This window comes from Streptomyces sp. NPDC018031, from assembly GCF_044327625.1.
Taxonomy (GTDB): Bacteria; Actinomycetota; Actinomycetes; order Streptomycetales; family Streptomycetaceae; genus Streptomyces.
Genome location: NZ_JBIRFT010000001.1, coordinates 551117 through 576162, shown reverse-complemented (window position 1 = coordinate 576162; position 25046 = coordinate 551117). Strand labels below are relative to the sequence as shown.

The 25046-nt window shown below is 74.7% G+C and carries 21 protein-coding genes; 16 read left to right on the top strand and 5 right to left on the bottom strand.

Features of this window, described 5'->3' with window-relative positions:
* Nucleotides 1-566 precede the first annotated feature (566 nt).
* From ACH4B3_RS02450 to nudC, 3 genes are all read left to right on the top strand, one after another.
* The gene (locus ACH4B3_RS02450) at nucleotides 567-4721 is read left to right on the top strand and encodes a UvrD-helicase domain-containing protein (protein WP_398460844.1); all 4155 of its coding nucleotides are present in this window, start codon (nucleotides 567-569) and stop codon (nucleotides 4719-4721) included.
* Between the two features lie 145 nt (nucleotides 4722-4866).
* Nucleotides 4867-6291 carry a dipeptidase gene (locus ACH4B3_RS02445; RefSeq protein WP_398460843.1) on the top strand — a complete coding sequence of 475 codons (1425 nt, stop codon included), beginning with the start codon at nucleotides 4867-4869 and terminating at the stop codon, nucleotides 6289-6291.
* Nucleotides 6292-6406: 115 nt separating this feature from the next.
* Nucleotides 6407-7348 (top strand): NAD(+) diphosphatase, encoded by a 942-nt coding sequence (gene nudC, locus ACH4B3_RS02440; protein ID WP_398460842.1) that lies wholly within the window; start codon nucleotides 6407-6409, stop codon nucleotides 7346-7348.
* Between the two features lie 95 nt (nucleotides 7349-7443).
* Here the strand turns inward: nudC and ACH4B3_RS02435 are convergent, their stop codons facing one another.
* The gene (locus ACH4B3_RS02435; protein ID WP_398460841.1) at nucleotides 7444-7695 is read right to left on the bottom strand and encodes a mycoredoxin; all 252 of its coding nucleotides are present in this window, start codon (nucleotides 7693-7695) and stop codon (nucleotides 7444-7446) included.
* 180 nt (nucleotides 7696-7875) lie between these two features.
* Between ACH4B3_RS02435 and ACH4B3_RS02430 the strand changes: the two genes are divergently transcribed.
* The 5 genes from ACH4B3_RS02430 (at nucleotide 7876) to ACH4B3_RS02410 (ending at nucleotide 11738) form a co-directional block, all read left to right on the top strand.
* Nucleotides 7876-10140 (top strand): ATP-dependent DNA helicase UvrD2, encoded by a 2265-nt coding sequence (locus tag ACH4B3_RS02430; RefSeq protein ID WP_398460840.1) that lies wholly within the window; start codon nucleotides 7876-7878, stop codon nucleotides 10138-10140.
* A gap of 144 nt (nucleotides 10141-10284) precedes the next feature.
* Nucleotides 10285-10575: a hypothetical protein gene (locus ACH4B3_RS02425; protein WP_398460839.1), complete on the top strand. Its 291-nt coding sequence runs from the start codon at nucleotides 10285-10287 to the stop codon at nucleotides 10573-10575.
* 114 nt (nucleotides 10576-10689) lie between these two features.
* Nucleotides 10690-11052: a WhiB family transcriptional regulator gene (locus tag ACH4B3_RS02420; protein ID WP_398460838.1), complete on the top strand. Its 363-nt coding sequence runs from the start codon at nucleotides 10690-10692 to the stop codon at nucleotides 11050-11052.
* Nucleotides 11049-11372, top strand: coding sequence for a hypothetical protein (locus tag ACH4B3_RS02415; RefSeq protein ID WP_398460837.1), 324 nt, complete (start codon nucleotides 11049-11051; stop codon nucleotides 11370-11372). Before ACH4B3_RS02420 ends, ACH4B3_RS02415 begins: the two co-directional genes overlap by 4 nt.
* Nucleotides 11373-11540: 168 nt before the next feature.
* Nucleotides 11541-11738 (top strand): hypothetical protein, encoded by a 198-nt coding sequence (locus ACH4B3_RS02410; protein WP_398460836.1) that lies wholly within the window; start codon nucleotides 11541-11543, stop codon nucleotides 11736-11738.
* 57 nt (nucleotides 11739-11795) lie between these two features.
* Here the strand turns inward: ACH4B3_RS02410 and ACH4B3_RS02405 are convergent, their stop codons facing one another.
* A complete protein-coding gene (locus tag ACH4B3_RS02405) occupies nucleotides 11796-13313 on the bottom strand; it encodes an ABC1 kinase family protein (RefSeq protein ID WP_398460835.1) in 1518 nt (505 codons plus the stop codon).
* A gap of 82 nt (nucleotides 13314-13395) precedes the next feature.
* Nucleotides 13396-14556 (bottom strand): ThiF family adenylyltransferase, encoded by a 1161-nt coding sequence (locus ACH4B3_RS02400; RefSeq protein ID WP_398460834.1) that lies wholly within the window; start codon nucleotides 14554-14556, stop codon nucleotides 13396-13398.
* 366 nt (nucleotides 14557-14922) lie between these two features.
* Between ACH4B3_RS02400 and ACH4B3_RS02395 the strand changes: the two genes are divergently transcribed.
* From ACH4B3_RS02395 to ACH4B3_RS02380, 4 genes are all read left to right on the top strand, one after another.
* Nucleotides 14923-15519, top strand: coding sequence for a M48 family metallopeptidase (locus tag ACH4B3_RS02395; RefSeq protein WP_398460833.1), 597 nt, complete (start codon nucleotides 14923-14925; stop codon nucleotides 15517-15519).
* Nucleotides 15520-16220: 701 nt separating this feature from the next.
* A complete protein-coding gene (locus tag ACH4B3_RS02390; RefSeq protein ID WP_398460832.1) occupies nucleotides 16221-17873 on the top strand; it encodes a TerD family protein in 1653 nt (550 codons plus the stop codon).
* An 11-nt stretch (nucleotides 17874-17884) separates the two neighbouring features.
* A complete protein-coding gene (locus ACH4B3_RS02385) occupies nucleotides 17885-18568 on the top strand; it encodes an AIM24 family protein (protein WP_398460831.1) in 684 nt (227 codons plus the stop codon).
* A gap of 16 nt (nucleotides 18569-18584) precedes the next feature.
* Nucleotides 18585-19343, top strand: a complete 759-nt coding sequence (locus ACH4B3_RS02380) for an AIM24 family protein (protein WP_398460830.1) — start codon at nucleotides 18585-18587, stop codon at nucleotides 19341-19343.
* Between the two features lie 156 nt (nucleotides 19344-19499).
* Here ACH4B3_RS02380 and ACH4B3_RS02375 read toward each other — a convergent pair whose 3' ends face one another.
* Both ACH4B3_RS02375 and ACH4B3_RS02370 read right to left on the bottom strand, forming a co-directional pair.
* The gene (locus ACH4B3_RS02375) at nucleotides 19500-20027 is read right to left on the bottom strand and encodes an NUDIX hydrolase (RefSeq protein ID WP_398460829.1); all 528 of its coding nucleotides are present in this window, start codon (nucleotides 20025-20027) and stop codon (nucleotides 19500-19502) included.
* Nucleotides 20024-21478 (bottom strand): zinc-dependent metalloprotease, encoded by a 1455-nt coding sequence (locus ACH4B3_RS02370; RefSeq protein WP_398460828.1) that lies wholly within the window; start codon nucleotides 21476-21478, stop codon nucleotides 20024-20026. The genes ACH4B3_RS02375 and ACH4B3_RS02370 overlap by 4 nt, the downstream gene beginning before the upstream one ends.
* A 191-nt stretch (nucleotides 21479-21669) precedes the next feature.
* Here ACH4B3_RS02370 and ACH4B3_RS02365 point away from each other — a divergent pair, with 191 nt between their 5' ends.
* From ACH4B3_RS02365 to ACH4B3_RS02350, 4 genes are all read left to right on the top strand, one after another.
* Nucleotides 21670-22779, top strand: a complete 1110-nt coding sequence (locus ACH4B3_RS02365) for an SDR family oxidoreductase (protein WP_398460827.1) — start codon at nucleotides 21670-21672, stop codon at nucleotides 22777-22779.
* Between the two features lie 247 nt (nucleotides 22780-23026).
* The gene (locus ACH4B3_RS02360; protein WP_398460826.1) at nucleotides 23027-23509 is read left to right on the top strand and encodes a molybdenum cofactor biosynthesis protein MoaE; all 483 of its coding nucleotides are present in this window, start codon (nucleotides 23027-23029) and stop codon (nucleotides 23507-23509) included.
* A gap of 107 nt (nucleotides 23510-23616) precedes the next feature.
* Entirely contained in the window at nucleotides 23617-23853 is a 237-nt protein-coding gene (locus ACH4B3_RS02355) for a hypothetical protein (RefSeq protein ID WP_398461603.1), read from the top strand.
* A 102-nt stretch (nucleotides 23854-23955) separates the two neighbouring features.
* Entirely contained in the window at nucleotides 23956-25044 is a 1089-nt protein-coding gene (locus tag ACH4B3_RS02350) for a PDZ domain-containing protein (RefSeq protein WP_398460825.1), read from the top strand.
* Nucleotides 25045-25046: the final 2 nt, after the last annotated feature.

Here is a 25046-nt window from a genome sequence, read left to right as displayed (position 1 = left end):
GCCGCCCGGCCCGGATCCGCCGCCGCCCGGCTCCCGGACCCTTCGTCGCTGCCCGCCGACCCGCCCAGACCCGCCGCTGCGGCCCGGATCCGTCGCCGTGATCCGCCGCACCGGCCGGATCTGCCGGGTGCGCGATCCGGACCCGTCGCCGCGGCCCGCCGCTCCGGCCGGATCTGCCGGTGCCCCGCCCGGACCCGTCGCCGTAGCCCGCCGCCCCCGCCTGGATCTGCCGCCCCCCGGCACGGCCCGCGCCCGCCACCGCACGGCCCGCGTCCGCCGCCGTACGGCCCGCGCCCGCCACCGCACGGCCCGCGCCCGCCGCCGTCCGGCCCGGGCCCGTCGCCGTGGCCCGCCGTCCCGCCCAGGCCCGTCGCCGTGGCCCGCCGTCCGGCCCGGATCTGCCGGTGCCCCCGGCCCGACGTCGCGGACCGGCGGGTCGGCCGGTGCCCCGGCCCGCCGGTGCCCCGTGGGCCCCGCCGCCATGGACCGCCGCTCCGGCCGGTTCCGGGCCCGCAGTCCGCGGGCGGCGGCCGCCGCTGTCGGTGGCCGGCGCTAGCCTCGTGCGGGTGGCACCGCGTATCACCGACCCCGAGCAGCTCAAGCAGCTCCTCGGCATCCCGTTCACCCCGGAGCAGCTGGCGTGCATCACCGCGCCGCTCGCGCCGCAGGTGATCGTGGCCGGTGCCGGCTCCGGAAAGACCACGGTGATGGCGGCCCGGGTGGTCTGGCTGGTCGGCACCGGGCAGGTGGCCCCGGAGCAGGTGCTGGGCCTGACCTTCACCAACAAGGCCGCCGGAGAGCTGGCCGAGCGGGTGCGGAAGGCCCTGGTGGCGGCCGGTGTCACCGACCCCGACCCGGTGGACCCGGACCGGGCGCCGGGGGAACCGCGGATCTCCACGTACCATGCGTTCGCCGGGCAGCTGCTGAAGGACCACGGCCTCCGGGCGGGGCTGGAGCCGACCGCCCGGTTGCTCGCCGACGCCACCCGCTACCAGCTGGCGGCCCGGGTGCTGCGTACCGCTCCCGGCAGCTACCCGTCCCTCACCCGCCCCTTCGCCGACCTCGTCACCGATCTGCTCGCGCTCGACGGAGAGCTGTCCGAGCACCTGGTGCCGGTGGAGCGGCTGCGGGCGCACGACACCGAGCTGCTCCGGGTGCTGGACGGGGTGAAGCTCACCAACGAGGCGCTGCGCAAGGTCCCGGAGACCGCCCGGGCCCGGCTGGAGCTGCTCCGGCTGGTCGAGGCGTACCGTGCCGAGAAGCGCGCCCGGGACCTGCTCGACTTCGGTGACCAGATCGCGCTGTCCGCCACCCTGGCGGGCACCCGCCCGGAGGTCGGCCGGGCGCTGCGCGCGGAGTTCTCCGTCGTCCTGCTCGACGAGTACCAGGACACCTCGGTGGCGCAGCGGCTGCTGCTGTCCGGGCTCTTCGGCGGCGCCGGCCCGGCGGACGGCCCGGCGGCGGACGGCCACCGGCCGGGCCCCGGTGCCCCGCACCGGGCCCTCGGCGGCGGCGCCGGCCATCCGGTCACCGCGGTCGGCGACCCCTGCCAGGCGATCTACGGCTGGCGAGGCGCCTCGGTGGCCAACCTCGACGACTTCCCCGAACACTTCCCGCAGGTCGATCCCGCCGCGGGCGGTTCCACCGAGGACGGCGCCGCCCTGGAGGACGGCGCCGCCCTGGAGGACGGCACCGCCACGGGGGACGGCGGCTCGCCGGGCGACGGCGGCAGCCCCCGGCCGGGCGGCGGCACCGGAGTCGGCACCCGTCCGGCGCGGCGCTTCGCGCTGAGCGAGAACCGGCGCAGCGGCGGCCGGCTGCTGGCCCTCGCCAACACGCTCGCCGAGCCGTTGCGCGCCCGTCACGAGGGTGTGGAGGCGCTGCGCCCGGCGCCCGGCGCGGACCAGGACGGCCTGGTGCGCTGCGCGCTGCTGCGCACCCAGGCCGAGGAGCTGACCTGGCTCGCCGACTCCATCGCCCACCTGGTGCGCACCGGCACCCCGCCCGGTGAGATCGCGGTGCTCTGCCGTACCGCCACGGACTTCGCCCAGATCCAGGCCGCCCTGGTGGAGCGTGCGGTCCCGGTGGAGGTGGTCGGCCTGTCCGGACTGCTCCACCTGCCGGAGGTCGCCGACCTGGTGGCGGTCTGCGAGGTGCTCCAGGACCCCTCGGCCAACGCCGCGCTGGTCCGGCTGCTGACCGGCCCGCGGTGGCGCATCGGGCCCCGCGACCTGGCCCTGCTGGGCCGTCGCGCCCGGCTGCTGGTGCGCCACGACTCCGACGGTGACACCGACCCGGACCGCAGGCTGGCCGAGGCCGTCGAGGGTGTCGACCCGGCCGAGGTGATATCCCTCGCCGACGCCCTGGACACCTTCCTCGGCACCGGCGCCGGCACCGGGGCGGCCGACGACGGGCTGCCCTTCTCCGCCGAGGCGCGGGTGCGCTTCGCCCGGCTGGCCGCCGAACTCCGCGAACTGCGCCGCAGCCTGGGCGACCCGCTGATGGACGTACTCCACCGGGTGCTGGCGGTCACCGGGCTGGAGGTGGAACTGTCCGCCTCCCCCCAGGCGCTGGCCGCCCGCCGCCGGGAGACCCTCGGCAACTTCCTGGACGTCGCGGCACGCTTCGCGGCGCTGGACGGCGAGGCCACCCTGCTGGCCTTCCTCGGCTTCCTGCGCACCGCGGCCCAGTACGAGAAGGGCCTGGACAACGCGCTGCCCGGCGGCGAGAACACCGTCAAGGTGCTCACCGCCCACAAGTCCAAGGGGCTGGAGTGGGACGTCGTCGCGGTGCCCGGCCTGGTCGCCAAGCAGTTCCCCAGCGAGCAGGCCCGCGAGTCGTGGACGGCGAACGCCAGGGTGCTGCCGCACGCGCTGCGCGGTGACGCCGACACCCTGCCGGACGTCGCGTCCTGGGACAGCAAGGGCATGACCGCGTTCCGGGAGCAGCTCAAGGACCACCAGCGCATCGAGGAGCTGCGGCTGGGCTATGTGACCTTCACCCGGCCCCGCTCCCTGCTGCTCGCCTCCGGCCACTGGTGGGGCCCCACCCAGAAGAAGCCGCGCGGCCCGTCCGACTTCCTGCGGGCCCTGCGCACGCACTGCGCGGCCGGTGCCGGGTACGGAGAGGTCGAGGCGTGGGCGGAACCCCCGGCCGAGGGCGAGGAGAACCCCGCCCTGACCCCCTCGCACACCGACCTGGCGTGGCCGCTGCCGCTGGACGCGGACGCGCTGGCCCGGCGGCGCCGCGCGGCCGACCTGGTGCTCTCCCATCTGGCCGGCCTCGATCCCGCGGCCGGCCACGACCGGCCGGGTGGCGGTGACCCCGTGGCGATCGATGGTGCCGCGGGGCCGGGCCATGACGATCCCGGCGGCCGGACCACCGGTGGTCCGGAGGCCGGCCGCCGCCCCGGACCCGTCGGCGATCCGGGCTACGACCCCGAATGGCCCCCGGAACCGGACGAACCGATCGACTGGGGCGAGCCGGCGGCGTGGGCTGAACCAGCGGAATGGGACGAGCCAGCGGAATGGGATGGACCCGCGGAGGGGGCCGAGCCGACTGAGGGGGCCGGGCCGTCCGGCCGGGACCTGCCGGACGGCGCGGGGGGTGTGGCGGGCCCGGACGCGCCGGAGCGCGGAGGCGGTGTGCCGGGCCCCCGGCGGCCGCTCGGCGATCCGCCGCGCGGGCACCGTGACCCGGAGCCGGGGTCGGACCGCGCGTACCCCCCGGCGGGCGGCGACGGCGTTCCCGCCCCGGCGGCGGCACCGCTGCCGGACGCGGGCCTGGGGTGGGATGGCGCCCTCGTACCGGAGGGGCACCCGGGGCCGGACGAGGGACCGACATCGGACGAGGGACCGGTCCCCGACGAGGGACCGAGACCGGACGAGGGATTGGTGCCCGACGAGGGACTGGTGCCGGAGGAGGCCAGGCTGGCCGCCTCCTGGGACCGTGACCTGGACGCACTCGCCGGTGAGTTGCGGCGTGCCCGGGCGTCGGTCCGGGAGGTACCGCTGCCGGCCGTGCTCAGCGCCTCCCAGCTGCTGCGGCTCGCCGACGACCCCGACGGCTTCGCCCAGGAGCTGGCCCGGCCCATGCCCCGGCCGCCGCAGCCCGCCGCGCGCCGCGGCACCCGGTTCCACGCCTGGGTGGAGTCCCGTTTCGAGGCCCTGCCGCTGCCCCTGCTCGGCCCGGACGAGCTGCCGGGCGGCCCGGACGACGCACCGGAGATCGCCGACGAGCAGGACCTCGCCGAACTCAAGGAGGCTTTCGCCCGCACCGAGTACGCCCGGCGCACGCCCTACCGGGTCGAGGCGCCGGTCCAGGTGGTGCTGGCCGGCCGCACCATCCGCGGCCGGATCGACGCGGTGTACCGGGAGCGCGGACCCGACGGCGGCCACCGCTACGAGATCGTCGACTGGAAGACCGGCCGGTCGAGGGACGCCGACCCCCTTCAGCTGGCCATCTACCGGCTGGCCTGGGCGGAGCGGTACGGGGTGCCGCTGTCCGCGGTGACCGCGGGCTTCCTCTACGTCCGGGACGGTGAGGTGGTCCGCCCCGCCGGGCTGCCCGGCCGCGCCGAGCTGGAGCGCATCCTGACGGACGAGACGGATGTGACGGACGAGACGGACCACGCCCGGGCGCCCGCCGACCCTGCCCACCACCCCGGCTCCGCCCGCGCCCACCACCCCGGACCCGACGCCGGCCGGGGCCGCGACCGGTGAGCCGGGGGCAGTGGGCCGCGGCCGGTGAGCGGGCCGCGGCCGGTGGAGGGGACGCCCGGCGGCGGCGCCCCCGGTCCGCCCCGCGGGCGCCGCGTCCGCGGGACCCCGGCACACCGGTCACCCCCGGCCGGATAGGCTCATATGCATGAGCACCGCCCCGGACACCGCCGTCCGCGCCTTTGTCGAGGACCATCGCGAAGCCTTCCTCGACGACCTCGCCCAGTGGCTGCGCATCCCTTCCGTGTCGGCCGATCCGGACCGGGCCGACGACGTGCGGCGCAGCGCCCGGTGGCTGGCGGACGCGCTGGCCGGAACCGGCTTCCCCACCGTCGAGGTCTGGGACACCCCGGGCGCTCCGGCGGTCTTCGCGGAATGGCCCTCCGGCGACCCCGAGGCGCCGACCGTCCTGGTCTACGGGCACCACGACGTGCAGCCCGCGGCCCGCGAGGACGGCTGGCACACCGACCCGTTCGAGCCGGTGATATCCGGTGGCCGGATGTACGCGCGCGGTGCCGCCGACGACAAGGGCCAGGTGTTCTTCCACACCCTCGGCGTGCGGGCGCACCTGGCGGCGACCGGCCGCACCGCCCCCGCGGTCAACCTCAAGCTGCTGATCGAGGGCGAGGAGGAGTCCGGCTCGCCCCACTTCCCCGCGCTGGTCCGTGCCCGGGCCGAGCGCCTGGCCTGCGACGCGGTGATCGTCTCGGACACCGGTATGTGGTCCGAGGACACCCCGACCGTGTGCACCGGCATGCGCGGGCTCACCGACTGCCAGATCGATCTCCACGGCCCGGACCAGGACATCCACTCCGGTTCCTTCGGCGGCGCGGTGCCCAACCCCGCCATGGAGGCCGCCCGGCTGGCCGCCGCACTGCACGACGAGGACCTGCGGGTCACCATCCCCGGCTTCTACGACGGGGTGATCGAGCTCACCGCCCGGGAGCGTGAACTGCTCGCCGAGCTGCCCTTCGACGAGGACGGCTGGCTGCGCACGGCCCACTCGCACGCCACCCACGGCGAGGCGGGCCAGTCCACCCTGGAGCGCATCTGGGCCCGGCCGACGGCCGAGGTCAACGGCATCGGCGGCGGCTACCAGGGGCCCGGCGGCAAGACCATCGTCCCGTCCACCGCCCAGCTGAAGCTCTCCTTCCGGCTGGTGGCCGGGCAGGACGCGGAAGCGGTCCAGAGGTCGGTGCGCGACTGGGTCGCCGAGCGCCTGCCGGCCGGCATCCGCCACGAGATCACCTTCTGGGGCGCCACCCGCCCCTGCCTCACCCCGCTCGACCACCCGGCGCTGCGGTCGGTCGTCCGGGCCATGGGCCGCGCCTTCGACAAGCCGATCCGCTTCACCCGCGAGGGCGGCTCCGGACCGGCCGCCGACCTCCAGGACGTGCTCGGGGTGCCGGTGCTGTTCCTCGGCATCTCGGTGCCGTCCGACGGCTGGCACGCCCCGAACGAGAAGGTCGAACTGGACCTGCTGATGAAGGGCGTCGAGACGGCCGCCTACCTGTGGGACGACCTCGCGCGGCACTGGCGTCCGGCAGCGTCGGATGCCGCCCCGGGTGCCTGACACGCAGCGCCGGACCGCCGGCGCACCGACAGCCACGCGCGCGACCGGCAGCCGGACCGGCCCCGCGCGCCGCACCGAAGACCGAGCCATTGCCGTGGGGGAGTTGGAAACAGCCGTGACCACCTGGACCGATCGCACCACCACCACCGCCCGTCCGATCACCCTCAGCGGCGCGAGCGGTATCGACCGGGCCGCCCACCACCGCCTGGACGAGGCGTGGCTCGCCGCGGCCTGGAGCCACCCCACCACCCGGGTCTTCGTGGTCTCCGGTGGCCAGGTGCTGGTCGACGACACCCCGGACGGCCGCACCGAGCTCGTCATGACCCCGGCGTTCGAGGCGCCGCCGACCGAGACGCACCGCTACTTCCTCGGCACGGACGCCGACGGTGTGCGCTACTTCGCGCTCCAGAAGGACGCGCTGCCGGGCCGGATCGACCAGTCGGCGCGCCCGGCCGGGCTGCGGGAGGCCGGAGCGCTGCTCTCCGAGCGGGACGCCGGGCTGATGGTGCACGCCGTGGCACTGGAGAACTGGCAGCGGATGCACCGCTTCTGCTCCCGGTGCGGCGAGCGCACCGTGATCGCGGCGGCCGGACACATCCGGCGCTGCCCGGCCTGCGGAGCCGAGCACTACCCGCGCACCGACCCCGCGGTGATCATGCTGGTCACCGACGACCAGGACCGCGCCCTGCTCGGCCGCCAGGTGCACTGGCCGGAGGGCCGTTTCTCCACGCTGGCGGGGTTCGTCGAGCCGGGCGAGTCGATCGAGCAGGCCGTGGTCCGCGAGGTGGCGGAGGAGGCCGGGGTGGTGGTCGACGAGGTGGAGTACGTGGCGAGCCAGCCGTGGCCGTTCCCGTCCAGCCTGATGCTGGGCTTCATGGCGCGGGCCGGCTCCTCGGAGATCCACGTCGACGGCGAGGAGATCCACGAGGCGCGCTGGTTCTCCCGCGACGACCTGCGGGCCGCGTTCGCGTCCGGGGAGGTCCTGCCCCCCACCGGAATCTCGATCGCGGCCCGGTTGATCGAGCGCTGGTACGGCGAGCCGCTGCCGCAGGGCTGAGCCGCCGGCCGCACGGCCGAGCCGCCGGCCCCAGGGCCGAGCCGCCGTGCGGTTCGGGCCGCCGCCTCCCACGAGGCAGCGGCCCGAGGCCGGGTTCAGACCCCGGCCACCCCGATCTTCGCCTTGACCTGGGCCAGCGACGGGTTCGTCAGCGTCGAGCCGTCCGCGAAGAGCACGGTGGGCACCGTCTGGTTGCCGCCGTTGGCCTTCTCCACGAAGGCCGCCGACTCGGGGTCCTGCTCGATGTTGACCTCGACGTACGCGATTCCCTCGCGGTCCATCTGGCTCTTCAGACGGCGGCAGTAGCCGCACCAGGTGGTGCTGTACATCGTCACGGTGCCCGACATGGTCTTCGGCTCCTTCAGGTCCGGCGTGCCTCGCGGCTTGGTTCCAGTCCTGCAACGTCCATCCGTTCCCCACCATTCCCGTGGGGTGCCTTCCCGGCGGAGTGGTGCCGGTGAGCCGCGCCACCCGGCCCCTGTGGACAACCCGGACGGTCCGCGCCGCGGACCTGGCAGCATGGTCGGGTGACAGCAGCGACCCCACCCACCCTGTTCCCACGGGTATCCGCGCCGAGTGAGTACGCGGACCCGCCGCGTGACGCGGACGCGGTGCTCGACGGGCTCGACCCGGAGCAGCGCGAGGTCGCCCTGGCGCTGCACGGGCCGGTGTGCGTGCTGGCCGGGGCGGGCACCGGCAAGACCCGGGCCATCACCCACCGGATCGCCTACGGGGTGCGCGCGGGCATCCTCCAGCCCGCCAGCGTCCTCGCCGTCACCTTCACCAACCGCGCCGCGGGCGAGATGCGCGGCCGGCTGCGGCAGCTGGGCGCCGGGGGCGTCCAGGCCCGCACCTTCCACTCCGCCGCGCTGCGGCAGCTGCATTACTTCTGGCCCCGGGCGATCGGCGGCGAGGTGCCGCGGCTGGTGGAGCGGAAGGTCCAGCTGGTCGCCGAGGCCGCCACGCGCTGCCGGGTCCGGCTGGACCGGAACGAGCTGCGGGACGTCACCGGCGAGGTCGAGTGGGCCAAGGTCACCCAGACCGTGCCCGAGGACTACCCGGCCGCGGCCGCCCTGGCCGGCCGGCAGCCCCCGCGCGACGCCGCCGAGATCGCCCGGATCTACGCGGGGTACGAGCAGCTCAAGCGCGACCGCGGCGTGATCGACTTCGAGGACGTACTGCTGCTGACGGTCGGGGTGCTCCAGGACCGCGCCGACATCGCCGACCAGGTACGCGGCCAGTACCAGCACTTCGTCGTCGACGAGTACCAGGACGTCAGCCCGCTGCAGCAGCGGCTGCTGGAGCTGTGGCTCGGCGACCGGGACAGCCTGTGCGTGGTCGGCGACGCCAGCCAGACCATCTACTCCTTCACCGGTGCCACCCCCGACCATCTGCTGGACTTCCGCGGCCGCCACCCCGGGGCCACCGTGGTCCGGCTGGTCCGCGACTACCGCTCCACCCCCCAGGTCGTGCACCTGGCCAACGGGCTGCTCTCGCAGGCCCGCGGCCGGGCCGCCGACCACCGGCTGGAACTGGTGTCCCAGCGCCCGGCCGGGCCCGAACCGGTCTACACCGAGTACGGGGACGAGCCCGCCGAGGCCGAGGGCACCGCGCGGCGGATCCGGGACCTGCTCGCCTCCGGCGTGCGGGCGGGCGAGATCGCCGTCCTGTACCGGGTCAACGCCCAGTCCGAGCTGTACGAGCAGGCGCTCGCCGACGCCGGGGTGCCCTACCAGCTGCGCGGCGCCGAACGGTTCTTCGAGCGGCCGGAGGTGCGGGAGGCCGGTCTGCTGCTGCGCGGTGCCGCGCTGGCGAGCCGGGTGGGGACCGAGCCGGGCGGCGGGGGCGCCGCGGCGGGCGGCCACCCGGCCGCGGACGACGCCGGCGTCCCCTCCCAGGTGCGGGCGGTGCTCGCCGGCCGCGGCTGGACCACCGAGCCGCCCGCCGGGTCGGGCGCGGTGCGCGACCGCTGGGAGTCCCTGGCGGCCCTGGTCCGGCTCGCGGAGGACTTCGCCCGGGCCCGGCCGGACGCCACCCTCGCCGACTTCGTGGCGGAGCTGGACGAGCGGGCCGCCGCCCAGCACGCGCCCACCGTCGAAGGCGTCACCCTGGCGTCCCTGCACGCGGCCAAGGGCCTCGAGTGGGACGCGGTGTTCCTGGTGGGGCTCACCGAGGGGATGATGCCGATCACCTACGCCAGGACCGACGAGCAGGTCGAGGAGGAACGGCGGCTGCTGTACGTCGGGGTCACCCGGGCCCGGCTGCACCTCGGCCTCTCCTGGTCGCTGTCCCGGGCGCCGGGCGGCCGTGCCGGACGCCGTCCGAGCCGCTTCCTCAGCGGGCTGCGGCCGGGCACCGTGGCGGCCGGCGGCCGGACCGGCGCCGCCGCCACCGGTCCCGGTCCGGGCGGCGGCGTCGAGCGGGGCGCGGCCCGGGAGCGCCGGCGGCGTACCCCGGTGCGCTGCCGGGTGTGCGGCCGCACCCTGACCGACGCGGGCGAGATCAAACTGATGCGCTGCGAGGACTGCCCCGCGCAGCTCGACGAGGCGCTCTACGAGCGGCTGCACGGCTGGCGTGCGGAGCGGGCCCGGGAACTGGGCCAGCCCGCCTTCTGTGTGTTCACCGACAAGACACTGCTCGCCATCGCGGAGGCCGTACCGGGAACCGAATCGGAGCTGTCGTGCATCTCAGGTGTGGGACGGCGGAAGCTCGACACGTTCGGTGCCGAGATCCTTGCGCTCTGTGCCGGTGAGCGGCCCGGATACGGTTCGGAAAACTCGTCGGGAAAATAGTTTGCGCACGCGGAGCGCATACCCATAGCCTTCCCAGCACGGAGACAACGGGCCTTCCGAGATCCGCTCGATCCGTGTTGTACTGAACACCCGTGGACTGGTCTCGACCAGTTCCCCCGAGACGCCGAGAGGAGGCGGATTCCCGTGAACAGCATCATCACCACCACGATCAAAATGACCGATCGTCCGGTCGCCTCCGCCTGCCCGCTCGGCTCTTCGCTGCGTCTTCAGGGCACCGGTCTGTCCGGTTCCGTGGAAACGCATGTCGTGGAAACGCGTGTCAGCGAGCGACCGACCCAGGCACCTGCGGTAGCGGCAGCGGCACAGGCGAACGCCTATGCCTTTGCGGCGGCGGCCAATGGTGCCGGATCCCCGAAGCAGCACCCCAAGATGTGGGCCTTCCGTGGGCTCGAACCCTGGAGTCATCCAGCCTGATCTCAGATCAGGTCGGCACCTTCAGGGGCCGCGGAACCCACACCGGGATCCGCGGCCCTTTTGATTTGCGAAAACCCGGCCACGAGCCGGAACGAGAGACGAGGAACACACACCGTGCAACTCAAGACGCACACCCCGTCCGTGTCGACCGACCTGAACCCCCCGCCTGACTCCTCGGAGGACTCCTTGACTTCGCCCCTCGCCCTGTCCGACCTCGACGACGCCATCGAGAGCCTCGGAACGGCCGTACCGTGCCGCGCCTACGACCCGGAGGTCTTCTTCGCCGAGTCGCCGGCCGACGTGGAGTACGCCAAGTCGCTGTGCCAGACCTGCCCGCTGCGCGAGGCCTGCCTGGCCGGCGCCAAGGACCGCCGTGAGCCGTGGGGTGTCTGGGGTGGCGAACTGTTCGTCCAGGGGGTCGTCGTAGCCCGGAAGCGGCCCCGTGGCCGTCCGCGCAAGAACCCGGTCGCGGCATGATCACCGCCGGCACCATCGACCGCCCAGCGACGCACGATCCCATGAAGCAGGACCCGACCATGACACCGCCCGCCGACGAGCCCACCGTCCGCACCGCCGCCCGTACCACTGCCGGCGCGACCGAATCGCGCCAGAACAGGACCCGAGAGATGCAACTCATCCCAGAAGCCCTGGCCCGTGCCCATATGCGCGATCAAATGCGCGTGGCCGAGTCCCAACGCACGGCCGCCCGGGTGGTCGCCGCCCGCCGGATGCAGCGCCGGGCGGAGCGTGCCTCGCTCCGCGCCCGCCGCGCGCTGGCCATGGCGGTCATGCACTGACAGCCCAGCCGGCACACCAGCCGCGCACGGTGAGTACACGACGTCCAGCGCGCGCGGCACGTACACCACAGCCGCTGCAGACACCGCACGCCCGAGGGGCCGGTTCCCACGACCGGCCCTTCGGCCTGTCTGCTGCCCGCCGGCCGCTGACGGAGCTATCGTCACCGGGTGGACCGAAACACGCATGACGCCGTGGATTTGGAGTCCGAGAGCGTCACCTGTGCCCGCTGCGGCGCCGTCGCCGACGGCCTGCCGCTGACCTGGACCTGCTCCGTGGAGAACGGCGCCCGCCGCTACTTCTGCGACCGCTGCGCGCGAGGCAACCTCAGGGCGATCGAGAGCCGCCTCGACTCGTCCTGGTGGTGACACCGGACCCCGGGGTCCCCCGTGGGCCCGGTGCCGGAGCGGCCCGCGAGCGGCCGGTCAGGCCGAGGTCTGCTCCGGCGCGGCCTCGTCCGCCCCGGTGCCGCCCGGCCCGACGCCTCCGGCGCGGCCCCGCGCGGACGCCCCGGCCTCCTCCTCGCCCTCGTCGCCCGCCACCGTGTCGAACACCTCCGCACCGGCGGGACCGGTCTCCTCCTCCGGCTCCTCCGCCGGGTCCTCCTCCGGCAGGAAGCCGGGCACCCAGTCCTCCAGCTCACCGCGGAGCCCCACCGTCGCCCCCAGCTGGCAGAGCACCCCGATGGTGCTCAGGCACACCCGGTGGATCAGCAGGTACGCCGGCGGCAGGTTGATCTGGTTGCCCAGCTCGTACAGCGGCGACTTGCGGTCGGCCACCCGCGCCGCCTGGCCGCGCATCCAGCTCCGGGTGAAGACGAACTCCTCCTCCCGGGCGGGCTCGATCATCGGCAGCAGGTAGTCGATCAGCGCCTCGGGGTCTATCTCGATGCTCGGCTTGACGAACCCCTCCTGGCGGATCATGGTGTAGAGCCCCTCGGCGTCCCCCTCCAGCGCCATCCGCAGCGCCACGCCGATCTCCTCCGGGAAGCCGTCGGGCAGCCGGTCCACCGTGCCGAAGTCCAGCACGCCCAGCCGCCACTTCTCCGGCGGCCCGTCCGGGGCGTCGTCGGTCAGCAGCCGGAAATTGCCCGGGTGCGGGTCGCCGTGGAGCAGCCCGGTCCGGTACGGGCCGGAGAACAGGAAGCGGGTCAGCAACTGTCCGGCCCGGTCCCGCTGCTCGGGCGTCCCCTTCGCTATCACCTCCGACAGCGGGGTGCCCTCCATCCACTCGGTGATCAGCACCTGATCGCTGTGGTGCACCACGGCCGGCACCAGTACGTCCGGGTCGTCCGCGAACTCCTCGGCGTGCGCCTGCTGGGTCTCCGCCTCCAGCTCGTAGTCCAGCTCCTCGGTGAGCCGCTCGCGCAGCTCGGCGATGAGCGGCTTCAGCTCGATGCCCGGAGCCAGCGGCGCCAGCACCTTGGAGAACCGGCTCAGCTGGTTCAGGTCCGACAGCAGCGCCTCACCCGCGCCGGGGTACTGCAGCTTGACCGCGACATCCCGCCCGTCATGCCACACCGCACGGTGCACCTGGCCGATGGACGCCGCCGCCGCGGGCTTGTCGTCGAACTCCGCGAACAGCTCCCGCCAGTCCGCGCCCAGCCGCTCGGCCAGCACCGAGTGGACCGTGCGGGTCGGCATCGGAGGCGCGGCCTCCTGGAGCTTGGTCAGGGCGGTCCGGTAGGGCTTGGCGATCTCCTCCGGCAGGGCGGACTCGAAGACGGACATGGCCTGGCCGAGCTTCATCGCGCCGCCCTTGAGCTCGCCGAGCACCTTGAAGAGCTGCTCGGCCGTGCGCTGTTGCAGCTCCCGGGCGACGATTTCCGCCGGCCGTCCGCCGAGCCGCTTCCCCAGGCCCAGGGTGGCCCGCCCGGCGAACCCCAGCGGCAGCGTGGCCAACTTGGCGGTTCGTGTGATCGCCTTGCGCGGAAGATCAGACATGCGCCCCTCCAACTTCCTACAGCTGAGCCGTCCACCGGAGGCGAATCCCCCGGACCCCCGTCGCCCACCCAGCGGACGCCGGTCACCGGGCCATTGTTACGTGCGCCGTCTCCGGGGCCGAGGGATATCCCTCATTAGCGGATCCGGCCGCCCCGCAGCCGCATTCCGGATGGGCCTCGATGCGGCGGGGTTCGCAGGTCAGGGCCGGGAGAGCCGGTTCCAGCCGGGCCCCGGCGCTGGCAGGAAGCTGCCCGCCGAGGAACGTCAGGGCGTGCGCGGCCGCCATCCCGGCGACCAGAGTGGCCAGCGCCGTGTCACAGGCCGCCGGGCCGGGCCGGCGGCCGGAGCGCCACTGGGCGAGCAGCCGCCCCCAGTAGGGCTCCCGGTCGGCCCGGTGCGCCGCCAGGCATCCCGCGCACGGGGTGACCCCCGGCAGCACCAGTGGCCCGACCACCCCGGTGCCCTCGATGACCCCGGCGTAGAGATGCGGCGTGCCGGAGGCGAGCAGCGGCTCGGCACCGGCCGGATCCGGCACGTACGCGGCGAGTCCGTCGCGCGGGGCGAGGACCACCAGGGCCAGCCCGGGCTCGCCCCCCGGCGCCCGGTCCGTCTCCCCGCGACGGGGCCCGCCCGCCGACCGCCGGGGCCCCGCGCAGGGCGCGGCGCGCCGCACCAGCCGGCGGGCCGCGGTGTCCCGGCGCTCACCGATCTGCTCCGCCGCCAACCCGCCGGGCAGCACGTCGGCGGGCTCGACACAGCCACCGTCCAGCACGTCGACCCGCCCGACCCCGGACGCCGACAGGACCGCCGCCACCGCCGCGCCGACCCGCCCCGCGCCCCGGACCTGCACCCGTATCGCCCGCCGCGCCCCCATCATCCGCAGCCCGGCGCCGGGCGTGGGATGGAGCAGCGACAGCGAGGCCACATCGGGGCGGAGCCGGTCCAGCCCGCCGCTCTCCCGCAGCCCGGCGGCCGGCTCGCCGCCCGCCGTCGGATCGTCCAGCAGTCCGGCCGCCGCCAGCCGCTCCACCAGGGCGTCCGCCAGCCCGTCCGGCAGCCCCACCCGCCGCGCCTCGTCGCGCAGCAGCGGCATACCGCGGGTGCCGTCGAGCAGCTCCAGGAAGCCACCGGTCGCCAGGTCCACCGGCGCGACCACCGTGGCGTGCGCCGGGGCGACCCCGAACTGCAGGGTGTCGCCGCTCCGCCAGCCGCGCCGCAGCGCGGGCTTGAGCATCGGGTGCATCGCTCCGCCCTCCCCTCCCGGCCTCCGCCCCCCGGCGGGGGAGGCGTCCGCAAGACCGTGATCCGTCCTCAGGATGGGGCGGCCGCCGGTTCGCCGCCGAGAGTTGTCCACAGGCGCGCGCATTAGTCATACCGGCCGTCGGGGTGGTGCGCGGACCGGGCGGTGGAGCCCTCGGCAACGGGTGTCGTGGACCGTGCGGTGGTTCGCCGGCAACGCTGCACCGACCGTGGGGTGGATCCCCGGCAGCGGGCGGGTGTGTGGGCGGTGCGGTGGTTCGTCCGCAGCGGTGTGCGGACCGTGCGGTGGTTCGCACGTCCCGGCGTGCGGGGCGGGACTTCCCGAGGCCCCAGCCGGTAACGTCGGGGCGTGCCCGTCGACCCCTTGCAGAGTGCCGCGAAGCCCCAGCGCGGCGCACCGAGCCCGCAGAGCGGAAGCCCCCGGGCGGACGCCGTCGAGGTCCGGCGGAGCAGCAGACGGCGCAGAACGGTCTCCGCGTACCGCGAGGGGGACCGGACCATCGTGCTGATCCCGGCGCGGATGTCGGAGGCGGAGGAGCGGCGCTGGGTGGGGGTGATGCTGGACAAGCTGGCGGCGCAGGAGAGCAAGCGGATGCTCGGCGACCCCGAGCTGGCCGCCCGCGCCGAGTGGCTGTCGGAGCAGTACCTCGGCGGCCGGGCCAGGCCTGCCACCGTGCGCTGGGTGACCAACCAGAACACCCGCTGGGGGTCGTGCACCCCCGCGGAGGGCAGTATCCGCCTCTCGCACCGGCTCCAGGGCATGCCCGAGTACGTCGTGGACTACGTACTGCTGCACGAGCTGGCGCACCTGCTGGTGCCCGGGCACGGCCCGCGCTTCTGGGCCCTGCTGGAGGAGTACCCCAGGACCGAGCGGGCGCGAGGCTATCTGGAGGGGGTCGCCGCCGCCGGCCGGCTGCCGCACCTGCCCACCGCGCGCACCGAGTGACGGCCGCGCCGGAGACCCTGCCGACCCGGCCCCCCGATCCGGCCCTGCCGACCCGATCCCACCCACCCGTACCGGCCCGCCCGGCACCACCCACCGGTACCGGCCCGCCCAACCCAACCCAACCCGACCCGCCCGTCTCGGCTCGCCCGGCCACCCGTACCGGGCCGCCCGGGTCGGCCTGCCGTACCGCGCACCACCCACCGCGGCCCCGGATGACGTCCGTTCGGCGCCCCGGGCGAGGCGCCGCGGCGGCTCCGGCGGGCCCGCGCCTCGCCCGCCGGCCCTCGAACCCCGGCACGTCAGCTCCCCGCGCACCGCGAACAGGCCCTCGCGCCGCGGCACGTCCCCCCTGGCGCCCCGCGAACAGGCCCGCACGCCCGGCACGCCATCCCCCGGCGCCCCCCAACAGGCCCGCACGCCCCGCACGTCATCTCCCGGCGCCCCGCAAGCCATCCCCCGCACTCCGCGGCATGCCGCCCGCCGCCCGGCGGGCGCCCGGCCCGCTCCCACCGGCCGCGCCCGCGAAGCCTAGGACCCGCGAAGCCTAGGACCCGCGGATGCCGACGACCCGCGGAGGCCGAGGACCCGCGGGCGCCGAGGAACCGGGCAGGCACGCCCCGGCGTCGCTCAAAGTCGGCGGCAGCGGTTAGCCTGGCGCGCAATGCACTCACCGGTATCGGGATGGGGGACGGTCGTTACGTATGGCCAGGGAATTCCAGCGCGGCCACAAGGCCAAGATCAGTGACCTGACAGCCGGGAGGGACCTGTACGTCGGCGTGCAGATCGCCGGACCTGGCCTGTCCTTCGACATCAGCTGCTTCGGGCTCGACGCCGACGAGCGGCTGTCGGACGACCGCTACTTCATCTTCTTCAACCAGCCGAAGTCGCCGGAGGAGGCGATCCAGCAGCTGGGCCCGCAGGCCGGCGACACCGAGTCGTTCCGGATCACGCTCGACAGCATCCCCGCCCACATCCACAAGCTGTCCTTCACCGCCACCCTCGACGGCGACGGGCAGATGTCGCAGGTCGGCCCGGGGTACATACGGGTCGTCGCGGGTGGTGAGGAAGTGGTCCGCTACGCCTTCACCGGCGCGGAGTTCAGCACCGAGCGGGCCGTGATGCTCGGTGACTTCTACCTCAAGGACGTGTGGCGGTTCGCCGCCGTCGGCCAGGGCTTCGACGGCGGTCTGGAAGCGCTGCTGCGGAACTTCGGCGGCGAGGTCGCCGAGGACGACCCCGCGCCCGCGCCGCCCGCCGCGCAGAACGCCGCTCCCGGCTTCGCCCCGCCGGGCACCCCGGCCGCCGCGCAGCCCGCGCCCGGCTTCGGCGGCCCGCAGGGTGCCACCCCGCCCCCCGCACCCGCCCCCAGCGCTCCGCCGCCGGCCCCGCAGCCCGCCGCTCAGGGCTTCGGCGCCCCGCAGCCGCCGGCCCCGGCCGCGCCGCCGGTGCACGCGGCCCAGACCATCGCCGCGCCGATCATGCCGCCCGGCCAGCCCACGCCGCCGCCCGGCGGCTACCCCGGCCAGCAGCCGCAGTTCGGTGGGCACCCCTCCCCGCCGGGCGCCCCGCCCGCGCCGCCCGGCGTTCCCGGGCAGCAGCCGTACGGGCAGCCCGGCCAGTACCCCGGCCAGCCCGCGCCGCCGGCCGGCCCGTACGGGCAGCCGCAGGGCATGGCGCCGCACGGCGTCACCGCCCCCGGTGTGCAGGCGGCTCTGGCCAAGTACCGCGAGACGCCCACCGGCCAGCGCTGGACCCCGCAGAACCCCAAGCTCATCCGGGTGGACCTGAGCATCGGCGGCCAGCCGGTACTCGCCCGCCAGGGCAGCATGGTGCTGTACCAGGGCAAGGTGGACTTCGGTTACAAGGGCGCGGGCTTCCGCGGCCGGATCGTCGGCAACGCCACCGGCCAGGAGATGCAGCTGATGCGCTGCACCGGCTACGGCCAGGTCTTCCTCGCCGAGAACGGCGCCGAGCTGCACCCGATCGAGCTGCAGGGCGACGCGATCTGCGTCTCCGCCGAGAACGTGCTCGCCTTCGACGAGTCGCTGCAGCACGAGGTGCGCCGGATCGAGGGCCACGGCATCCCCGGCGGCGCGCTGTTCACCATGCAGTTCCAGGGCACCGGCACCGTCGTGGTGAAGACCCAGGGCACCCCCGTGGTGCTGCCGGTCACCCCCACCACCTTCGCGGACAGCAACGCCATCGTCGCCTGGTCCGCCGCCTCGCAGGTGATCATCTCCAGCCAGGTGCGGCTGCGCCGCAACGCCTACCCCGGCCACAGCGGGGAGACCGTGAACCTCCAGTTCCGCGGTGCCCCCGGCAACTTCATCGTCGTCCAGCCCTACGAGGTCTGAGGGAGCCCGTCATGGACCAGCAACTGATCGCGGGCTATGCCCCGACCCCCGTCGCGGCCCGTATGGAGAACCACGGCAGCAGCATGCTCAAGGTCGCCATGACCAGCGGGCAGGACCTGTTCGCCCGCACCGGTTCGATGGTGGCCTACGAGGGCTTCGTGCAGTACGAGCCCAACCCGCCCGCGGTGCGCCAGATGGCCTCGCAGTGGATCACCGGCGAAGGCGCGCCGCTGATGAAGTGCAGCGGCGACGGCCTGCTCTACCTCGCCGACTACGGCGCCGACGTCGTCTGCGTCAACCTCAACGACGACTCGCTGTCGGTCAACGGCACCAACCTGCTCGCCTTCGACGCGCACCTCACCTGGGGGGTGCAGCGCGTCAAGGGGATGGCCAAGTTCGCCGGGCAGGGCCTGTTCAACGTCGGGATCTCCGGCACCGGCTGGGTCGCCCTGACCTCCCGGGGCACCCCGATCGTCGTCGAGTGCGGGCGCGGCGAGGACGAGACCTCCGTGGATCCGGACGCGCTCGTCGCCTGGTCCACGAACCTCAAGATGAAGGGCAAGCGCAGCTTCAAGGCGTCGTCGATGATCGGCCGGGGCAGCGGCGAGGCCTACCAGCTCGCCTTCTCCGGGCAGGGCTTCGTCGTCGTCCAGCCCAGCGAGGACAGCACTGACCGGCTCCGGGCCCGGGGCTGAGGGGGAGCGAAGAACCATGCAGAGCCCGCTTTTCGGCCTCACCGAGACGCAGAGCCAGGACCGCTACGCGATCCAGAACCCGCAGCTGCTGAAGGTCAGCCTCAGCGGCCACGAGGACGTCCTCGCCCGCAAGGGGGCGATGGTCGCCTACCAGGGACTCATCGAGTTCGACGGCGAGTACCAGACGCCCGGGCAGCGGCGCCAGCGCGCCAACACCGGCGAGGGCCTGGACCTGATGCGCTGCTCGGGCCAGGGGAGTGTCTATCTCGCCAACCTTGCCCAGTACATCCACATCGTGGACGTGGACCACGAGGGGCTGACCGTCGACAGCGCCTACGTCCTCGCGCTGGACTCCTCGCTGCACTGGGAGGCCATCGCGGTGGACAGCCAGTTCGGCATCTCCGGCTCCGGCAAGTACAACCTCAACATCACCGGGCAGGGCAAGGTCGCGCTGATGACCTCCGGCCAGCCGCTGATTCTGCAGGTCAGCCCGGACAAGTACGTCAACGCCGACGCTGACGCGATCGTCGCCTGGTCGACCTCGCTGCGTGTCCAGATGCAGGCGCAGACCCACTCGTCGGGGGTGTGGCGGCGGCGCGGCAACACCGGCGAGGGCTGGGAGCTGAGCTTCCTCGGCCAGGGCTACGCGCTGGTCCAGCCGAGCGAGCAGCTGCCGCCGCAGAACGCGGTGATCGGTCAGGGCGCGGCCGCCCAGTTCGGCGTGGGGCAGCAGGGCGCCCGGGGCCAGAACCAGGGCAACCACTTCGGCAGCTGACCCGACCGTCTGCCCGGCGGGCCCGGGTCGTCCGGCAGCCCGCCGGGCGGCCCGGGCTCCCGGGTGCGCGTGCCGGGCGTTCCCGCCGGGGGCGCGCGTCCCCGGGGACGCGCGCGGCCGCCGCGCGGCGCCGCCGGCGGTTTCGGCGGGAGGCGCTCAGAGCAGGGCGCGGGTGGCGGTCACCAGGCGGCGGACCGACTCGTCGGCCACCTCCGCCACCTCGTCGTACCCGAACCAGCGCAGGTCCAGCGACTCGTCGCTGATCGCCGCGGTGGCGCCCGCCGGGGCCACCGCCGCGTACTGCACGTCCAGGTGCCAGGCGCACGGCGTCAGGTGGCGGTCCAGCCGCACCGGACCGCCGGGCAGCAGGGCCAGGCCCGGTACCCCGGACTCCTCGGCCGCCTCGCGCAGCGCCGCGTCGGCGAGCCGGGCGTCACCCGGCTCGCAGTGGCCGCCCATCTGCAGCCACATCCGCAGCTTGCGGTGGAGCGTGAGCAGCACCCGCTCGCGCTCCGGGTCGATCACCAGCGCGCTGGCCGTGATGTGCCCGTCCGCGCACTCCCGCCACACGCCGTCGGCGTACCTGGTCAGGTGCTCGCCGTAGGCGAGGCGCAGCCGCTCCTGATCGTCGTCGGGTGCCGGCCAGTCGGCCAGCACCCGCGCCGCGTCGTCGTGCAGACTCACCGGTCGCCGTCGGCGTCCTCGCCGCCGTCGTCGTCCCGCTTGGTGAGGTCCGGCCGGTCGGCGGGCCCCTCCTGGGCGCCCCCGGTCCTGGGCGCGCCGCCCGCCGCCTCCCCGAGCATCTTGTCCAGTTCGGAGAAGTCCAGGTGCTCGCGGTGGACGAACCCGTCCGGATCGTCCAGGTCGGCCGCGGTCGGCAGCATGTCCGGGTGCTCCCAGAGCGCGTCCCGCCCGTCCAGGCCGCGGGCGTCGGTGAGCGAGGCCCACAGCCGCGAGGCGTCCCGCAGCCGCCGGGGCCGCAGCTCCAGGCCGATCAGGGTGGCGAAGGTCTGCTCCGCGGGCCCGCCGGTGGCCCGGCGCCGCCGCAGCGTCTCGCGCAGCGCGCCGGCGGACGGCAGGTGCGGGGCGGCGGCCGCGTGCACCACCGCGTCCACCCAGCCCTCGACCAGCGCCAGCGCGGTCTCCAGACGGGCCAGCGCGGCCTTCTGCTCGGGAGTGTCCTCCGGCTGGAACATGCCCTGCTGCAGCGCTTCCTGCAGCTGCTCGGGGTGCGTCGGATCCAGCTGGCCGACGGCGTCCTCCAGCTTGGCGGTGTCCACCTTGATGCCCCGCGCGTACCCCTCGACGGCACCGAACAGATGCGAGCGCAGCCACGGCACGTGGGCGAAGAGCCGCTGGTGGGCGGCCTCGCGCAGGGCCAGGTAGAGCCGCACCTCCTCCTCCGGCACGCCCAGTCCCGAACCGAACGAGGCGATGTTCAGCGGCAGCAGCGCCGCCTTGCCCGCCGGGCCGAGCGGCAGCCCGACGTCGGTCGAACCGACGACCTCGCCGGCGAGCACGCCGAGCGCCTGCCCGATCTGGGTGCCGAACATCGCGCCGCCCATGGACCGCATCATGCCGAGCAGCGGGCCGGCCATGGCCTGCATCTCCTCGGGGAGCACGTCGCCCATGGCCGCGCCGACCCGCTCGGCCACCGGGTCCACCAGGTCCTTCCAGACCGGCAGCGTGGCCTCCACCCACTCCGCGCGGCTCCAGGCCACCGCGGTGCCGGCGCCGGACGGCAGCGAGGTGGCGCCGTCCAGCCACAGGTCCGCCAGCCGCAGGGCCTCCTGCACCGCGGCCCGCTCCGCCGCGCCGACGCTGGCGTCCTTGGTCACGCCCGCGGCGCCCTTGGTGCCCTGGGCCACGGTCTGCCGGGCGATGTCCTTGGCCATGTCCCAGTTCACCGGGCCGCCCTCGTAGGAGAGCATCTGGCCGAGCTGCTGGAAGGCGGCGCCCAGGTCGCCCGGGTTCAGCGACCCGAACATCGCGGCGAACGGATTGTCCGCACCGCCCGCCCCACCGCCGAAGCCGAACGGATTGGCCGGGCCCTGGCCGCCGCCCTTCTGCTTGCCGTTGTCGCCGTCCTCCGGCTCCTCCGGCGGAAGGCCGAATCCGAATGGGGTGTCACTCACGGGTTTCCTCGGCTCGTAGGGCCGCCGGCTGTGTACCGGCGGCGAATGCCTTCAATCACCACCCAGCGTAGACACCTCACCGGTTTCCGGGCTCGGTGCTCCGCCGATCCATGGCCTGCGGCAGGATGGACGTCACCTCGTACGTACGCGTCGAACACGTGCGTACTGATGACAACCGCTGGAGACGCCCGGTGAGTTCCCCAGAGCCAGAAGTTCGCGCAGCGCGAAACGACGCGGCCCGCACCGCACGACGCCCCGTCGTGGCGGTCACCGGTGCCGCGTCCGGAGTGGGTGAGCTGCTGACCCGCCGACTCGCCGAGTCCGACGAGATCAAGCAGGTCGTGGCCCTCGACGAGCGGCGCGGAGAGATCCCCGAGGCGCACTGGCACGTGCTCGACGTCCGCGACCCCGCCATCGCGGAGAAGCTGCGCGGCGCGGACGTGGTGGTGCACCTCGCCGTCGACCTCGACCTGGAGACGGACGCCGCCGCGCGCACCGCCTACAACGTGCGCGGCACCCAGACCGTGCTGACCGCCGCCGCGGCGGCGGGCGTGCGCCGGGTGATCCTGTGCACCTCCGCCATGGTCTACGGGGCGCTGCCCGACAACGATGTTCCGCTCGCCGAGGACGCCGAGCTGCGCGCCACCGCGGAGGCGACCGGCGTCGGCGACCTGCTGGAGATCGAGCACCTGGCCCGCCGGGCGCCCCGCGCGCACCCGGGGCTGAACGTGACCGTGCTGCGCCCGGCCGTGCTGGTCGGCGGTACCGACACCGCCCTGACCCGCTACTTCGAGTCGCCGCGCCTGCTGGTGGTGGCGGGCTCCCGCCCGACCTGGCAGTTCTGCCATGTGGACGACCTGGTCAGCGCCCTGGAGTACGCGGTGCTGGAGAAGGTGGAGGGCGAGCTGGCGGTCGGCTGCGACGGCTGGCTGGAGCAGGAGGAGGTGGAGGAGCTGTCGGGCATCCGGCGGATGGAGCTGCCGTCCGCCGTGGCGCTCGGCGCCGCCTCCCGGCTGCACCGGCTGGGACTGACCCCCTCGCCGGCCGGCGACCTCGCCTACACCATGCACCCCTGGGCGGTGAGCGGCAGCCGGCTGCAGCACGCGGGCTGGCGGCCGCAGTGGACGAACGAGGAGGTCCTGGCCGAGCTGCTGGAGGAGGTCGCGGGCCGGCGCACGGTCGCCGGGCGGCGGCTGGGCCGCAAGGACGCCACCGCGGCGGGCGCCGCCGGAGCCACCGTGGCGCTGCTCGGCACCGCCGCCCTGGTGCGCCGGGCCCGCAAGGCGCGGCGCCGGATCTGACCCCGGGCCGGCGGCGTTCCGCCGGCCGCGGGGGCGGTGCGCCGCCGGTCCCGGCGCCACGGGCCGCCGAGGCCGGTCCGGTCTCCGGCCGCGGCGCGGGTGCCCCGAGCCCCGCCCCGCTCCACCGCGCCGCGGACGCGGCCGGTCCGCCCGCCGGTCCGCCCGCTGATCAGGGCACTCGTCCGGCGGAATCACGATTCCGTATGGCGGTATTCCGTTGGCGGGGCGGGTGGGGCACGATGGGCCCATGGCACGTACCGACGCCCATCCCACCGAGGCAGGCCGGGAGCACCCCGGCGAGCTCGCCGCAGCGGACCCCATCCGCCTGCTCGCCATCCGGGACACCCGGCTCTCCGTCGACGAGGTGTTCCAGGCGGTGGGCGACGACGCGGCGGGCGGCACCGCGCTCTTCGTCGGCACGGTCCGCGACCACGACGGCGGCGCCGGCGTCGCCGAGCTCGGCTACTCCGCGCACCCGACCGCCGAGGCCGAGCTGCGCCGGGTCGCCGAGAAGGTGGCGGCCGACTACCCGGTGCGGGCGCTCGCCGCGGTCCACCGCGTCGGCGACCTGGCGATCGGCGACCTCGCGGTCGTGGTGGCCGTCTCCTGCGCGCACCGGGCGGAGGCGTTCGAAGCGTGCCGCCGGCTGATCGACGACCTCAAGCGCGAGGTCCCCATCTGGAAGCACCAGACCTACACGGACGGCACCCGGGACTGGGTGGGCGCGTGACGGCGGCCCGCCGGGGCGGGCCGGAGGCACCGGCTCCCGCCCGGCGGACAGACCGGGCACCCGCACGGCCGATCCGCGGTTGCGTAACCGGCACCCTGACGTGAGCGTTGATCGGGCAGACGATTAATCTGCTCATCTGTCAGTTGCTCTTGTGCAAAGGGTCGGAGGCCACGGTGGGTGCGCTTCTCTGGTTGCTCATTCCGGTGATCGCCGCGTTGGCCGCTGCGCTGTACGCGGGCTGGGCCACACGCAACCGCAAGACCGGCGACGGCGCCGAGCTGGCGGGCTACGCCCGATTCCGCGAAGCGATGGAACGGTCGCATTCCGGTAGCGGTGCCGCCTAGCGGATTCCGGGATGTACACGGTCGCCAACGGGCCGCCCGTCCGATGCCTCGGACGGGCGGCCCGAACGGTGTACTGGCAGACCCGTCCCGTACTGTCGTTCCATGCCACGCCGCACCGCGACGATGCTCGCCTCTCTGTTGACGCTGATCGCGCTGCTCTGCGCGGGGCTGCTGATCCCGGTGCCCTACGCGGAGATGTCCCCCGGGCCCACGTACAACACGCTCGGTGAGCACCGCGGCGAAGAGGTGCTCCAGATCAAGGGCCGCAAGACCTACGAGGCCGACGGACACCTCAACATGACCACGGTCCGGGTCACCGGCTCCGACTACAAGATGAACCTCTTCGAGGCGGTGCACGGCTGGCTGTCGGACGACGACATCGTCGTCCCGCACGAGACCCTCTACCCGGACGACAAGACCGCCGAAGAGGTCAGCCAGGAGAACGCCGAGGAATTCAGCCTGTCCCAGGAGAGCGCCAAGGTCGCGGCGCTCCGCCACCTGAAGATCCCGGTCGGCTCGCACGTGGTCGTCGGTGCCGTCCGGAAGGACGGCGCGGCGCAGGGCAAGCTGCACGCGGGAGACGTGATCAAGCAGGTGGACGGCAAGCCGGTGGACGACCCGGAGGACGTCCGGAAGCTGGTCACCGAGCACCGGCCGGGCGAGCGCGTCGTCTTCTCGGTCGTCCCGGCCAAGCAGGCCGAGAAGGCCGAGAAGGCCGGCAAGGAGCCCGGGGAGACCGTCCCGGTGACCATCACCACCCGGAAGCAGCCGGGGGAGGACCGGGCCGTGGTGGGGATCGAGACGGCGCTCGACTACTCGTTCCCGTTCCAGATCGACATCAAGCTGGCGGACGTCGGCGGGCCCAGCGCGGGGCTGATGTTCACCCTCGGCCTGATCGACCGGCTGACGCCCGGCAACCTCACCGGCGGCAAGTTCATCGCGGGCACCGGGACCATCGACGAGCAGGGCGAGGTCGGCCCGATCGGCGGCATCGCGATGAAGACCATCGGCGCGCGGGAGAAGGGCGCCGAGTACTTCCTCACCCCCGAGGACAACTGCGCCACCGCCTCCGAGCACGTGCCCGGCGGTCTCACCCTGGTGAAGGTGTCCACCCTGGACGACGCGGTCGACGCCCTGGAGGACATCCGGGCGGGCCGGACCTCGGAACTGCCCTCCTGCGGCAAGAGCTGAGC

Coding starts and splice junctions, on each gene's coding strand:
- ACH4B3_RS02445 (WP_398460843.1), top strand. CDS start 4,867: ATGAGCACCGCCCCGGACACCGCCGTCCGCGCCTTTGTCGAGGACCAT.
- ACH4B3_RS02435 (WP_398460841.1), bottom strand. CDS start 7,695: ATGTCGGGCACCGTGACGATGTACAGCACCACCTGGTGCGGCTACTGC.
- ACH4B3_RS02415 (WP_398460837.1), top strand. CDS start 11,049: ATGATCACCGCCGGCACCATCGACCGCCCAGCGACGCACGATCCCATG.
- ACH4B3_RS02405 (WP_398460835.1), bottom strand. CDS start 13,313: ATGTCTGATCTTCCGCGCAAGGCGATCACACGAACCGCCAAGTTGGCC.
- ACH4B3_RS02400 (WP_398460834.1), bottom strand. CDS start 14,556: ATGCACCCGATGCTCAAGCCCGCGCTGCGGCGCGGCTGGCGGAGCGGC.
- ACH4B3_RS02390 (WP_398460832.1), top strand. CDS start 16,221: ATGGCCAGGGAATTCCAGCGCGGCCACAAGGCCAAGATCAGTGACCTG.
- ACH4B3_RS02385 (WP_398460831.1), top strand. CDS start 17,885: ATGGACCAGCAACTGATCGCGGGCTATGCCCCGACCCCCGTCGCGGCC.
- ACH4B3_RS02380 (WP_398460830.1), top strand. CDS start 18,585: ATGCAGAGCCCGCTTTTCGGCCTCACCGAGACGCAGAGCCAGGACCGC.
- ACH4B3_RS02360 (WP_398460826.1), top strand. CDS start 23,027: ATGGCACGTACCGACGCCCATCCCACCGAGGCAGGCCGGGAGCACCCC.
- ACH4B3_RS02350 (WP_398460825.1), top strand. CDS start 23,956: ATGCCACGCCGCACCGCGACGATGCTCGCCTCTCTGTTGACGCTGATC.